General features: G+C 64.2%; 9 protein-coding genes and 1 pseudogene. 8 read left to right on the forward strand and 2 right to left on the reverse strand.

Annotation, left to right across the window (positions count from 1 at the left end):
* Nucleotides 1-19 precede the first annotated feature (19 nt).
* From DNK10_RS00620 to DNK10_RS00655, 8 genes and pseudogenes are all read left to right on the forward strand, one after another.
* Entirely contained in the window at nt 20-2,491 is a 2,472-nt protein-coding gene (locus DNK10_RS00620) for a penicillin acylase family protein (protein WP_425273842.1), read from the forward strand.
* Nucleotides 2,492-2,878: 387 nt separating this feature from the next.
* Nucleotides 2,879-4,087, forward strand: a pseudogene (locus tag DNK10_RS00625) (NAD(P)/FAD-dependent oxidoreductase); the annotation flags it as partial.
* 56 nt (nt 4,088-4,143) lie between these two features.
* Entirely contained in the window at nt 4,144-6,897 is a 2,754-nt protein-coding gene (locus tag DNK10_RS00630) for a nitrate reductase (protein ID WP_131190253.1), read from the forward strand.
* A gap of 38 nt (nt 6,898-6,935) precedes the next feature.
* On the forward strand, nt 6,936-7,682 hold the full coding sequence (cobA, locus tag DNK10_RS00635; protein WP_131190254.1) for a uroporphyrinogen-III C-methyltransferase: 747 nt from the start codon (nt 6,936-6,938) through the stop codon (nt 7,680-7,682).
* A 73-nt stretch (nt 7,683-7,755) separates the two neighbouring features.
* Complete coding sequence (locus tag DNK10_RS00640) at nt 7,756-9,063, forward strand: nitrate regulatory protein (RefSeq protein WP_131190255.1); 1,308 nt, start codon at nt 7,756-7,758, stop codon at nt 9,061-9,063.
* Nucleotides 9,064-9,448: 385 nt separating this feature from the next.
* Nucleotides 9,449-10,780, forward strand: a complete 1,332-nt coding sequence (locus tag DNK10_RS00645; RefSeq protein ID WP_131190256.1) for a CmpA/NrtA family ABC transporter substrate-binding protein — start codon at nt 9,449-9,451, stop codon at nt 10,778-10,780.
* Nucleotides 10,781-10,794: 14 nt separating this feature from the next.
* Nucleotides 10,795-11,640, forward strand: a complete 846-nt coding sequence (gene ntrB / locus DNK10_RS00650; RefSeq protein WP_131180789.1) for a nitrate ABC transporter permease — start codon at nt 10,795-10,797, stop codon at nt 11,638-11,640.
* Nucleotides 11,641-11,651: 11 nt separating this feature from the next.
* The gene (locus DNK10_RS00655) at nt 11,652-12,506 is read left to right on the forward strand and encodes an ABC transporter ATP-binding protein (RefSeq protein ID WP_131190257.1); all 855 of its coding nucleotides are present in this window, start codon (nt 11,652-11,654) and stop codon (nt 12,504-12,506) included.
* Between the two features lie 3 nt (nt 12,507-12,509).
* Here the strand turns inward: DNK10_RS00655 and DNK10_RS00660 are convergent, their stop codons facing one another.
* The gene (locus tag DNK10_RS00660; RefSeq protein WP_131180791.1) at nt 12,510-12,737 is read right to left on the reverse strand and encodes a hypothetical protein; all 228 of its coding nucleotides are present in this window, start codon (nt 12,735-12,737) and stop codon (nt 12,510-12,512) included.
* Nucleotides 12,738-13,086: 349 nt separating this feature from the next.
* Nucleotides 13,087-13,653 carry a dCTP deaminase gene (dcd, locus tag DNK10_RS00665; protein ID WP_131180792.1) on the reverse strand — a complete coding sequence of 189 codons (567 nt, stop codon included), beginning with the start codon at nt 13,651-13,653 and terminating at the stop codon, nt 13,087-13,089.
* Between the last annotated feature and the right edge of the window lie 19 nt (nt 13,654-13,672).

The raw sequence follows: 13,672 nt of genomic DNA on the forward strand, positions 1-13,672 counted from the left end.
CGCTGGCATCGTGACCGGCATGGTTGCACTGAGCGGTTGCCAGTCCCTGCTCGACAGCCGTTACCGCGATAGCGTGCATCCGGATCATGGCTCCTTCCGCGTCCAGGGGCTGGCGCAGACCGCCTCGGTACGCCGCAACCCGCTGGGTATGCCGCTGATCGAAACCCATACCTTTCACGATGCCCTGTTCACCTTGGGCTACGTGCACGCCAGCGACCGCCTCAGCCAGATGGTCAGCCTGCGCCTGATGGCAGAGGGACGCCTGGCGGAAATGGCCGGCCCGGGCGTGCTGGAAATGGACAGGTTCATGCGTGCCGTGAATCTCAAGAAAAGCGCCGAGGTACTCTACAAGAATGCCTCGCCGCGGATGAAGGCGTTCTTCGAGGTCTACGCCCGTGGCGTCAACGCCTACCTGTTCCGCTACCGCGACAAGCTGCCGATGGATCTGGCCGAGGCCGGCTACCGCCCGCCTTACTGGAAGCCCGAAGACTCGGTACTGATCTTCTGCCTGCTCAACTTCGGCCTGTCGGTGAACCTGCAGGAAGAGATCGCGGCACTGACCCTGACCCAGAAAGTCGGTGCCGACAAACTGGCCTGGCTGCTACCTACCTACCCGGACGAGCCGTTGCCGTTCGAGGAAGCCGAAAAGCTCAAGGGCCTGGCGCTGGACGGGCGCATTCCCGGCCTGCAGGCGCTCAATGCCGCCACCGCGCAGGTGTCCGAGCGGCACATGCTCGGCGTCGCCGCCTCGAACAACTGGGCTATCGCTCCCTCGCGCAGCCGCAGCGGTAAGAGCCTGCTGGCCAACGACACCCATCTGCCGATCGCACTGCCCTCGGTATGGAGCTTCGTGCAGATTCGCGCGCCGAAATTCCAGGCCTCAGGGGTAACGGTCGCCGGCATGCCCGCGGTGGTTGCCGGCTTCAACGGCAAACTGGCCTGGGGCATGACCATGGTCATGGGCGACAACCAGGATCTGTTCCTCGAGCAGGTCAAACGCGAAGGCAATCGCCTGCTGTATCTCGCCGACGGCAAATGGCAGCCGACCCAGGAGCGACAGGAAACCTTCTTCATCAAGGGCCAGAAACCGATTCGCGAGACGGTCTACGAAACCCGTCACGGCCCGCTGCTCAACAGCGTACTGGGCGAGCGCAAGCACCCGCTGCAACCGCTCCAGCTGCAAAGCGGCTACGGCCTGGCGCTGCAGACCACCCAGTTCGAGGACGACGCCAGCCTGGACGCCTTCTTCGACCTGTCCCGCGCACAGTCGGTGGAGCAGGCCTTCGAGGCAGCCCGGGAAATCCGCGCCATGCCGCTGAACCTGGTGTTCGCCGACGCCGAACATATCGGCTGGCAGGTCACCGGGCGCTTCCCCAATCGCCGCGGCGGCCAGGGCCTGGTGCCGTCACCAGGCTGGGACAGCCGCTATGAGTGGGATGGCTTCGCCGACCCGATGCTCCACCCCTACGATCAGGATCCCCAGCAGGGCTGGCTGGGCAGTGCCAACCAGCGCAGTGTGCCGCGTGGTTACGGTATGCAGTTGTCCAACTCCTGGTACGCCCCGGAGCGCTACGAGCGCCTGGCGCAGTTAGCCGGCAGTGGCCGCCATGACACGCAAAGCATGATTGCCATGCAGTACGACCAGACCTCGCCCTTCGTCGCCAAGCTGCAGAGCATGTTCGAAGCCCAGAACATAGCCGAACCGCTGCGCCAGGCCATCGACCGCCTGCCCGAGGCGCAACGCGGCAAGGCGCGTGAAGCCCTGAGCCGGCTGATGGCCTTCGACGGCAAGCTCTCCGCGGCCTCGACGGACGCAGCGGTGTATGGCGCCTTTCTGCACGAGAGCGCGCGGCAGATCTTCCTCGACGAGCTCGGCCCGGACACCTCACAGGCCTGGAAAGCCCTGGTGGACACAGCCAACCTCTCTTATTCGGCCCAGGCCGATCATCTGCTCGGCCGCGACGACAGCCCATTCTGGGACGACGTGCGCACCCCGCAGAAGGAAGACAAGCCGACGATTCTAGCCCGCAGCCTGGCGGCCAGCATCGAGCTGCTCGAACAACGCCTGGGCAGTGAACGCGCCGCCTGGCAGTGGGGCAAGCTGCACACCTACGAGTGGCTAAGCGGCAGCACGCAGATGGCGCCCTACCTGAGCGTCGGCCAACGTGCCAGCATCGGCTCGCTGAAGGGCTATCTGGATCGTGGCCCCTACCCGGCCGGTGGCGACCACAGTACGCTGAACGTCTCGGCCTACAACTGGGGCCAGGACTTCGATACCTGGCTGATACCGAGCATGCGGGTGATCGTCGACTTCGGCCGCGAAGAACCGATGATCGGCCTGAATAGCTCCGGGCAATCCGGCAACCCGGCCAGCCCGCACTATGCCGACGGCATCGATGCCTGGCGCCGCGCCCAGTACCTGAGCTTTCCGGTGCAACAGCAGAATCTGGAGAAAACCTACGGCAGCAAACGCCTGCTGCTGACACCCTGACGCACAACCCAGGGGCGCAACGCACCAACAAGGCGCAGACATACCGCTCACCACAGGGTGGATCAGGCGCAGCCATCGGTGCATCGAACGACACGATGCCGGCTGCGCCCTAGCCCACCACAAGACAGCCCATGGCAAGGCCGTGCAGGGTTACAGCAACGCGAACCCTGATTCACTGGGTCATTTCCTGCCGCCCTCTCCAATCTGCCCGGCCATTCTCGAGCAATTGGCACACTCCCTGCTCATGCCCTTGCAGACATAGAGCACGCCGTCAGACGGCAAGGCTCCCCGAAACGAATCGGGATCGGACAAAGGCGTCCTTGCACTCACGGTGCAGGACGCCTTTTTTGTGTGCTCACGATTCATTCAGAGCCACGGAGGTAGCGGATGAAACGATTGAAGCTGGTGATGATCGGCAACGGCATGGCCGGCGTACGCACGCTGGAAGAGCTGCTCAAGATCGCCCCGGATCTCTACGACATCACCGTATTCGGCGCCGAGCCCCATCCCAACTACAACCGCATCCTGCTCTCACCGGTGCTGGCGGGCGAGCAGACCTTCGATGACATCGTGCTCAACGAGCTGAGCTGGTACACCGAGCACGGCATTCACCTGCTGCTGGGCCGCAAGGTGGTGGAGATCGACCGTATCCACCGCCGGGTGATCGCCGATGATGGCAGCAGCGCCGACTATGACCGCCTGCTGATCGCCACCGGCTCGCGGCCGTTCATCCTGCCGATACCGGGTAATGGGCTGGAAGGCGTGATCGGCTACCGCGATATCGCCGACACCCGCTGCATGCTCGACAGCGCCAACCTGCACCGCCGTGCAGTAGTCATCGGCGGTGGCCTGCTCGGCCTGGAGGCGGCCCACGGCCTCAAGCTGCGCGGCATGGACGTAAGCGTGGTGCACAACGGCGCCACTCTGCTGGAACGCCAGCTCGACGAGCGCGCCGGTGGCTTGCTGCAAAACGCTCTGCAGCGACGCGGCCTGCACTTCGCCCTCGGCAAGCAGACCGCCGAGCTGATCGGCACCGACGCCGGACGGGTCAGCGCCGTACGCTTCAGCGATGGCGAGCAACTGCCCGCCGACCTGGTGGTGATGGCCGCCGGCATTCGCCCCAACATCGAACTGGCGCAGCGTGCAGGCCTGCCCTGCGCCCGCGGCATCCTGGTCAACGACACGCTGCAGAGCTTCGACCCACGGGTGTACGCCGTGGGCGAATGCGTCAGCCACCGCGGTATCGCCTACGGCCTGGTGGCGCCACTGTTCGAACAGGCACGGGTATGTGCCAGCCACCTGGCCATGCAGGGATTTCGCCGTTACCTCGGCTCGCTGACCTCCACCAAGCTCAAGGTCACCGGTATCGACCTGTTCTCCGCGGGCGACTTCGCTGGCGGCCCAGGGACGCAGAGCATCACTCTCGACGACCCCATCACTGGCAGCTATCGCAAGCTGGTGCTGAAGAACGACGTGCTGGTCGGTGCCTGCCTGTATGGCGATACCGCCGATGCCGCCTGGTACTGGCGGCTGATCCGCGAGGGGTGCAAGGTGACGGATATCCGCGATGCGCTGATGTTCGGCGAAGACGCAGTGAACAGCCTGTCCCCCGCCTGCGCCGCGGAACCGACTCTCCTGCAAGGAGCGGCCTGATGGGCGCTCGACAATCCGGCGGCGCGACGCACACCACCGCATCGACCTGCTGCTACTGCGGCGTAGGCTGCGGCGTGCTGATCGAGCACGACGACGAGCGCATTCTCGGCGTCAGCGGCGATCCCGCGCACCCGGCGAACTTCGGCAAACTGTGCAGCAAGGGTGCCTCACTGCACCTGACCGGCGATCTCGCCGCCCGTGCCCTGTACCCCGAACTGCGCCTCGGCAAAGGGCTGGGCCGCACCCGCACGGACTGGGACACGGCCCTGGATCATGCTGCCGACGTGTTCGCCCGCACCCTCCGCGAGCATGGCCCGGACAGCGTCGCGTTCTACATTTCCGGGCAGTTACTGACCGAGGATTACTACGCCTTCAACAAGCTGGCCCGCGCCCTGGTCGGTACCAACAATATCGACAGCAATTCGCGCCTGTGCATGTCCTCGGCGGTGGTCGGCTACAAGCGCAGCCTGGGCGCCGACGCGCCGCCCTGCTCGTACGAAGACATCGAGCAGGCCGACACCCTGCTGATCATCGGCAGCAACATGGCCTACGCCCACCCGATCCTGTTTCGCCGTCTGGAAGCGGCCAAGGCATGCAATCCGCAGATGAAGGTCATCGTCGTCGACCCACGGCGCACCGACACCTGCGACCTCGCCGATCTGCACCTGGCCATTGCGCCCGGTAGTGATGTGGCACTGCTGCACGGCGTCTTGCACCTGCTGCTGGAGCAAGGCCGCATCGACCGCACCTTCATCGAGACGCACACCGAAGGTTTCGAGGCGCTGCAAGCGTTGGTCGCGGATTACGAGCCCGCGCGCGTCGCCCAACTCTGCACAATCAGCGAAGCGGACTTGCGCCGCTGCGCGGAGTGGATCGGCAGTTCGCCGCGTTTTCTGTCGCTGTGGTGCATGGGCGTCAATCAGTCCACCGCCGGCACCGCGAAGAATTGCGCGTTGATCAACCTGCACCTGGCCACCGGGCAGATCGGCAAGATCGGCAGCGGGCCCTTTTCCCTCACTGGCCAGCCGAATGCCATGGGCGGCCGGGAAACCGGCAGCCTGTCCAACCTGCTGCCCGGTCACCGTGAGGTCGCCAACCCCGAACACCGCGCCGAAGTCGCGGCTTACTGGGGCGTCGACGCGCTGCTGGAAACGCCTGGGCTCAGCGCCATCGAACTGTTCGAAGCCGTGGGCAGCGGCAAGATCAAGGCGCTGTGGATCGCCTGCACCAACCCGGCCCAGTCCATGCCGGATCAGCACAGGATTCATCAGGCCCTGAGCGACTGCCCTTTCGTGATGGTACAGGAAGCCTTTTTCACCACCGAAACCTGCCGATATGCCGACCTGCTGATACCCGCCGCCAGTTGGGGCGAGAAGGAAGGCACGGTGACCAACTCCGAGCGCCGCATCAGTCGCGTGCGCCGCGCGGTGCCCGCACCTGGCGAGGCGCGAGCCGACTGGTCGATCACCTGCGATTTTGCCCGCCGCCTGGAAACCCGTCTGCCGGGTGCGCCATCGGGACATTTCGCCTTCGAAAATCCCGAGCAACTGTTCGAGGAATACAAGGTTCTGACTCGCGGGCGAGACCTGGATCTCTGCGGCCTGGGCTACGCACTGCTGGAAGCGCGCGGCCCGCAGCAGTGGCCCTTTCCCGAAGGTGCGCAAAACGGTACGCCACGCCTGTACGGCGATGGGCGCTTTGCGAGCACCAACGGTCGCGCGCGCTTTATCGCCGAGGCTTACCAACCGGCCAGGGAGCAGCGCGACAAGCGCTATCCGCTGACCCTCAATACCGGTCGCCTGCGCGATCAGTGGCACGGCATGAGCCGTACCGGCACTGCGGCACGGCTGTTCGCCCACGCCGAAGAACCACTGCTCGGCCTGCACCCGCAGGACATGGCGCAGCGGCACCTGCAGGATGGCCAACTGGTCGAGGTGCACAGCCGCCGTGGCGCGCTGGTCGTACGCGTGCAGGCCGACAGCAGCCTGCAGCAGGGCCAGGCCTTTCTGCCCATGCACTGGGGTGACCGCTTTCTCAAGGGTCTCGGCATCAACGCCCTGACCTTGCCGGCGTTCGACCCGCTGTCGAAACAGCCGGAGCTCAAACACGCCGGGATAGACGTACAGCCCGTCGACCTGCCCTGGACATTCCACGCCCTGATCGAAGGTGATGTTCAGCAACGCCTGGAAGCCCTGCGCCCGCTGTGCGAGACCTTCGCCTACGCCAGCTTCGGCCTCGCCGGTCGCGAGACCTCGGCACTGGTGATGCGTGCCGCCCACCATCACGCACCCGATGCGGCGTTGCTCGAACAGCTTCACGAAAAACTGGGCCTGACCGAAGGGCCGGTGATCCGCTACGACGACCCTCATGATGGCCCAGGCTGCTTACCCATCCACAAGCGTGTGCGTATCGACGGGAGCCGCCTGACGGGCTTCTGCCTGAGCGGCGAGACCCGCGCTCGCGGCTGGCTGCGTGACCTCTGGCAAAACCAGACCTCACTGGATGACGACAGCGGCCGGGCCCTGCGCCGCTGGCTGCTGGCGCCGGTGGAGAGCCCGCCCGGCCAGGCTCGTCAGCACACCGGCAAGACCCTGTGCACCTGCATGAACGTCAGCGAGGCCGCGGTGCGCGAGGGTATCGAGCGCGGCTGCGACCTCATCGCGCTCAAACAGAATCTCGGCTGCGGCACCCAGTGCGGCTCCTGCGTACCGGAAATCAAGCGTCTGCTGGCGCTACAGACCATCGAAGCCTAGCGAAGACTGGGTTGAACCTAGATAAAAGGAATACCGTGATGAACCCAAGCGTATGGCTGATCGGCGCCGGCCCCGGCGACCCGGAACTGCTCACTCTCAAGGCGGTGCGTGCCCTCGGCCTGGCCGATGTGGTGCTGATCGACGATCTGGTCAACCCGCAGGTTTTGCAGCATTGCCCCGGCGCGCGGGTGATCCGCGTCGGCAAACGCGGGGGCTGTCGTTCGACACCCCAGGCGTTCATCCATCGCCTGATGCTGCGCTATGCCCGCCAGGGCAAGGTGGTCGCGCGCCTCAAGGGCGGCGACCCGTGCATCTTCGGCCGCGGTGGCGAAGAGGCCGACTGGCTGGCCGCCCGCGGCGTGCACTGCGAGATCGTCAACGGCATCACCGCCGGCCTGGCCGCGGCGACCCGCTGCGGCATCTCCCTGACCCTGCGCGGTGTCGCCCGCGGCGTCACTCTGGTAACCGCACACACCCAGGATGGCAGCTCGCCGAACTGGCAGGCACTGGCCGACAGCGGTACGACGCTGGTGGTGTACATGGGCATCGCCACTCTGACCGATACCCGCCAGCACCTGCTCGATGCCGGTATGGCGGCGCACACCGCTGTGGCGATGATCGATAACGCCTCGCTGCCGGATCAACGCGAATGCCGCAGCACGCTGCTGGAAATGGTCGATGCCGCCCTGGCATTCAAGCTGAAAAGCCCAGCCATTCTGGTGATCGGCGATGTGGTCGGCACTGCTATCGAGGCTGCCAGAGAACTCGAGATGCGCAGCGCCTGAGGACAGACCCTAAGCAACTGGACTGCTATTTGCACTGTTTTAGTTCAACCGTACTGCCTGAAAGACTGCCCCCATGCCTGATACCGCCATGCCTGCCACCCTGCGCTTCATGCTCGCTGCCCGCCGCTGCGAGCTGCAGGGCCTGGAGAGCCTGTCCTTCACCTGCCAACTGGTGACCCGCATCAGTCAACTGGTTCACCAGCTGCAAAAAGAAAGGGGCTACTCCAACATCTATCTCGGCAACCAGGCGAGCCATTACCTGCACCAACTTGACGCACACAGTGCCGAGTCAGCCGCCGTGGAGCGTCAGGTACACGAGTGCTTCATGGCCATGGATACCGCCCAGGCCAATGCCGCGGATCGCGCCCGCCTGTTCAACCGCATCGCCTACGTGCTGCATGGCCTGGACGAGTTGCCTGGCCTGCGCCGACGCATCCGTGAACTGGAGCCTGCTCCACGTCAGGCGACCCAGGCCTTCACCCGATTGATCGGCGGGCTGCTGGCCGTGGTTTTCGAAGCCGCCGATACCGCTGTCGACCCGAGCATCACCCGGCTGCTGGTGGCCATGTTCAACTTCATGCAGGGCAAGGAGCTGGCCGGTCAGGAGCGCGCTGCCGGCGTCGAAGGGTTCTCGCACGGGCATTTCGATGGCGAGTTGCAGGAACGCCTGCAGCATCTCGAAGAAGGCCAGGAACGTTGCTTCGATGTGTTCAGCGAGTTCGCCGATGGTGAGGCGGTCGCCCTGTGGCAGCAGATCCACAGTAGCGATACCGTCGCCCAGGTGATCAGCCTGCGCCGCATCGCCAAGCGCACGTCGGCCAACGCCACGGTGGATCCAGGCCTGTGTGAGCTGTGGTTCGAGCTCAACACCCGACGTATCGACGCCATGAAGGAGGTGGAAAACCATCTCGCCACGCGCCTGCTGGAACATTGTCGCAGCAGCATCGCCGAAGCCCATGCCGACCTCGACAACCATCGCACCCTGCTGGGGCGCCTGGCGCAGATGGATGTCGGAAGCGATCAGGCGCTGCTGTTCAGCGTGCACAGCAGCACCCTGGACAGCGCGCCTCAGGATTCGGTGGGCAACCACCTGGCGCGTTCGGTGCTCGACCTGCTGCACGAGCAGAACCAGCGCCTGCAGCGGGTCAGCGATGAGCTCAAGGAAACCCGCGAAACGCTCAACGAGCGCAAGCTGATCGAGCGGGCCAAGAAACTGCTGATGAACGACTACCGGCTCAGCGAAGAAGATGCCTACGCACGCCTTCGCCAATCCGCCATGGAGCGCAGCATGCGCCTGGTCGATGTCGCTCAGAGCCTGCTCGCCTTCGCCGCACGCAAGAGCCAGAACACTCCACATAGCGACAGGGGCAAGCGTGCCTGAGGATGCCCAGGCATAGCGTTGCCACCGGCACTCTGGCGGCCATGCACCTGCGCCGCGCACGGCAAGCGGCAGACGCCCCGCTGCTGTGCGGCGCCAGCGGCCTAGTCAATCCAGCACAGAGTCGACGGAATTGCTCAGCACAGGCTGAAAAGCTTTCCCGTTCAATCAGTTAGCTCCCGCACATCGAATTTCCCAGGCCAGTTGCCAGACAGCCAGACCAGGCGCTCCTGCTACTGGCATGCAACCTGCTAAGTCCGTAGCGAGGAGGCAGGCTCTGTCCCTTCACAATCCGAATCCTGGACAACGGCGTCCACCCTTGTTGCAGCCCGAGCGCTGCCATGAGAGTGACGCCGTTTTTTTATGCGTGCCTTTTGGGGAAAACGATATGGACGACAAGCCACGTACATTGCAGAACGTCGACGACAGCGCCAGTCAGCCGCGTCGTACCTTTCTCAAGCAGTCCATGGGCCTGCTCGGGGGCAGCGCATTGATGAGCCTGCTGCCAGCGGGCCTGAGCAGCGCGGTATGGGCTGCGGGCAGCGATGATCTGGAAACCACCAAGGCCAAGCTCGGTTTCATCGCCCTGACCGATGCCGCGCCACTGTTCGTGGCCGATGAACTGGGCCTGTTCGCCAAGCACGGCATGACCGGTGTCGAGGTGCTCAAACAGTCGTCCTGGGGCACCACCCGCGACAACCTGGTGCTCGGCGCCGGCAGTGGCGGCATCGACGGCGCCCACATCCTCACGCCGATGCCCTACCTGATGGCCGCCGGCAAGATCACCACCAACAACACGCCGTTGCCAATGTACCTGCTGGCACGCCTGAACCTCAACGGCCAGGGCATATCCATCAGCAAGGAATATCAGGATCTCAAGCTCGGCACCGACGCCAGCGCCTTCAAACAGGCCGTCGCCGCCAAGCAGGCCAAGGGCCAGAAGATCGCCGCGGCGATGACTTTCCCGGGCGGTACCCACGACCTGTGGCTGCGCTACTGGATGGCGGCCGGTGGCATCGAGCCGAACAAGGATCTGCCGACGGTGGTCATCCCACCACCACAGATGGTCGCCAACATGAAGGTTGGCAGCATGGACGCCTTCTGCGTCGGTGAGCCGTGGAACGCGCAACTGGTCAACCAGGGCATTGGCTACAGCGCGGTGACCACCGGTGAGCTGTGGGCCAACCACCCGGAAAAGGCCCTGTCGCTGCGAGCCGATTATGTCGATGCCAACCCCAACGCGACCCGCGCGCTGCTCAAGGCGGTGATGGAAGCGCAGATGTTCTGCGAAGCGGCGGAGAACAAGGAACAGGTCGCCGAGATCTGCGCCAAGCGCCGCTGGATCGGCGCTCCCGCCAAGGATCTATTGGCACGTCTGCAAGGCAACATCGATTACGGCAACGGCCGCGTCGTGGAAAACAGCCCGCACCTGATGCGCTTCTGGAGCGAGTTCGCGTCCTACCCCTTCCAGAGCCACGACCTGTGGTTCCTGACCGAAAACAAACGCTGGGGCTACCTGCCGAACGACTTCGACAGCCAGGCGCTGATCGACACCGTCAATCGCGAAGACATCTGGCGCCAGGCCGCCGCCGAGCTCGCGGTGCCTGCCGAGCAGATTCCGCAATCGAAATCGCGTGGCCTCGAGACCTTCTTCGACGGCAAGACCTTCGACCCGCAGAACCCGCAAGCCTATCTCGACAGCCTGCTCCTGAAGGCCTAACCGGAGAAACGCCCATGAATGCGCCCGTCAAATCGCTGGCCCTGCCGGCCGGCGTCACCGCTCCAAGCTGGCTGAAGCGTCTGTCGAACACGCTGCTGCAGTCGGTGCTGCCGCCACTGGTGATCACCGCAGCACTGCTGCTGATCTGGCAACTGCTGTGCAGCGGCCCCAACGCCTCGCTGCCGCCTCCCAGCCAGGTCATCGAAGACACCTGGGAACTGATCGTCAACCCGTTCTATGACAACGGCGGCACCGACGTCGGTATGGCCTGGCAACTGCTCGCCAGCCTCGAGCGCGTGGCCTACGGCTATGCCCTGGCGGTGGTGGTCGGCGTGGCCCTGGGGGTTCTGGTCGGCCAGTCGACCTGGGCGATGCGCGGTCTCGATCCGCTGTTCCAGATCCTGCGTACCGTGCCGCCGCTGGCCTGGTTGCCACTGTCCCTGGCCGGCTTCAAGGACAGCCACCCGTCGGCACTGTTCGTGATCTTCATCACCGCCATCTGGCCGATCATCATCAATACCTCGGTGGGTATCCGCAATATCCCCGAGGACTACCGCAACGTCGCCAAGGTGCTGCGCCTCAACGGCGTGGAGTACTTCCACAAGATCATGCTGCCAGCCGCTGCGCCCTACATCTTCTCCGGGCTGCGCATCGGCGTGGGGCTGTCCTGGCTGGCGATCATCGCCGCGGAGATGTTGATCGGTGGCGTCGGTATCGGCTTCTTCATCTGGGATGCGTGGAACGCCTCGCGTATCAGCGACATCATTCTCGCCCTGGTCTACGTCGGCGTGGTCGGCTTCCTGCTCGACCGTCTGGTGCTGTTCGTCGGCAATCGCATCACCCGCGGCACATCGGCCTGAGGAGTACGGATATGAGCAAGCATTACCTGAGCATCGAGCATGTGGAAAAGTACTTCGAGCGTGACGGCGTCAGCTCCCACGTACTGAACCAGATCAACCTCAACGTCGACCGTGGCGAATACATCTCCATCATCGGCCACTCCGGCTGCGGCAAATCGACGGTGCTGAACATCGTCGCCGGCCTGACCGACTCCAGCAGTGGCGCGGTGATCCTCGACGGCCGGGAAGTTCGCGGCCCCGGCCCGGATCGCAGCCTGGTGTTCCAGAACCATTCGCTGCTGCCCTGGCTGACGGTGCAGGAAAACGTCGCGCTGGCCGTGGACAAGGTGTTCAAGCGTACCAAGAGCAAGGCCGAGCGCCGCGACTGGACGCTGCATCACCTGGAGTTGGTGAGCATGGGCCACGCGCTGCACAAGCGGCCCAATGAAATTTCCGGCGGCATGAAGCAGCGCGTCGGCATCGCCCGCGCGCTGGCCATGGAACCCAAGGTATTGCTGCTCGACGAACCCTTCGGCGCCCTCGACGCCCTGACCCGCGCCCACTTGCAGGACGAGGTGATGCGCATCCAGAGCGAGCTGCACAACACGGTGATGATGATCACCCACGACGTCGATGAAGCCGTGCTGCTCTCCGATCGCATCGTGATGATGACCAACGGCCCTTCGGCGACCATTGGCGAGATTCTCACCATCGATCTGCCGCGACCCCGTGACCGCATCGCCCTGGCCGACGACCCGCGCTACAACCAGTATCGCCACGCGGTACTGAGCTTCCTGCACGAGAAACAGCGCAAGGTCGAACCTCTGGGGGCGCGCCGCAGTGCCGCCGTTGCAGAACCGGCCAGCAAAGAGCGCGCCCGAGCCTGAAGCTCAGTCGCGGGCGATACCCGTGACGGTAATGCCGAAGCGCTCCTCCAGGCGCACCGCGGGGGTCTGCTCTTCGCGGGGCTGCTCCTTCGGTTCGAGGCGCTCCAGGTTCTCTTCGGCCCATTCCAGCAACCAGATCACGGCCTGCTCCAGGCTCGGTTTCTCGCTCGATTTGACCTTCAGGACTTCGGCCGCCTCGTCTCTGCTGTAGGCGATGTTCCATTGACTCATAGCGTGTCTCCAGCGGGTGGCTTTGCGGCTGGCACGCAAACATGCGCGCCGTACGTAACCATGTAGACCAGCCGTCCGTGAACAGTTCGCCCTATAAATCCAGGGAACTTCGTTCGGCACCACCACTCAGAAACCAGGCATCGATTGATTTCTCCGGGCGCTCAAGGCGCCCATTTTTTTGCCTGCGATTTGCCTTCACATCCCTGCCCCCGAGAAATCTCGGCCACAAAAAATGGCCGGGAGCCATTTTTGACGTCGCTTGCGATGGCCCGCAGGGTGGCTGCCAGGGAAGGCTGGCCACAAAAAAGCCGGGAAAACCCGGCTTTTCGAAGCGTCCCGAAAGACCACATCAGGCCTTGGGCAGCGTCACACCTCGCTGGCCCTGGTACTTGCCACCACGATCCTTGTACGACACCTCACAAGCCTCGTCGGACTCGAGGAACAGCATCTGCGCCACGCCCTCGTTGGCGTAGATCTTCGCCGGTAGCGTGGTGGTGTTGGAGAACTCGAGCGTCACATGCCCTTCCCACTCAGGTTCCAGCGGCGTGACATTGACGATGATGCCGCAGCGCGCATAGGTGCTCTTGCCCAGGCAGATGGTCAACACGTTGCGCGGAATGCGGAAGAACTCCACGGTGCGCGCCAGGGCGAAGGAGTTCGGCGGGATGATGCACACGTCACTCTTGATATCGACGAAGCTCTTCTCGTCGAAATTCTTCGGGTCGACGGTAGCCGAGTTGATATTGGTGAAGACCTTGAATTCGTCGGCGCAGCGCACATCGTAGCCGTAGCTCGACACCCCATAGGAGATCAGTTGCTGACCGCCTTCGTTGCGCACCTGGCGCTCGACGAAAGGCTCGATCATGCCGTGTTCCTGGGCCATGCGGCGAATCCACTTGTCCGATTTAATGCTCATGGCGGGGCCGTCCTGAAAG

This window comes from Phytopseudomonas daroniae, from assembly GCF_004327275.1.
Classification (GTDB): domain Bacteria; phylum Pseudomonadota; class Gammaproteobacteria; order Pseudomonadales; family Pseudomonadaceae; genus Aquipseudomonas; species Aquipseudomonas daroniae.

Coding starts and splice junctions, on each gene's coding strand:
- DNK10_RS00620 (WP_425273842.1), top strand. CDS start 20: ATGGTTGCACTGAGCGGTTGCCAGTCCCTGCTCGACAGCCGTTACCGC.
- DNK10_RS00630 (WP_131190253.1), top strand. CDS start 4,144: ATGGGCGCTCGACAATCCGGCGGCGCGACGCACACCACCGCATCGACC.
- cobA (WP_131190254.1), top strand. CDS start 6,936: ATGAACCCAAGCGTATGGCTGATCGGCGCCGGCCCCGGCGACCCGGAA.
- DNK10_RS00640 (WP_131190255.1), top strand. CDS start 7,756: ATGCCTGATACCGCCATGCCTGCCACCCTGCGCTTCATGCTCGCTGCC.
- DNK10_RS00645 (WP_131190256.1), top strand. CDS start 9,449: ATGGACGACAAGCCACGTACATTGCAGAACGTCGACGACAGCGCCAGT.
- ntrB (WP_131180789.1), top strand. CDS start 10,795: ATGAATGCGCCCGTCAAATCGCTGGCCCTGCCGGCCGGCGTCACCGCT.
- DNK10_RS00655 (WP_131190257.1), top strand. CDS start 11,652: ATGAGCAAGCATTACCTGAGCATCGAGCATGTGGAAAAGTACTTCGAG.
- DNK10_RS00660 (WP_131180791.1), bottom strand. CDS start 12,737: ATGAGTCAATGGAACATCGCCTACAGCAGAGACGAGGCGGCCGAAGTC.
- dcd (WP_131180792.1), bottom strand. CDS start 13,653: ATGAGCATTAAATCGGACAAGTGGATTCGCCGCATGGCCCAGGAACAC.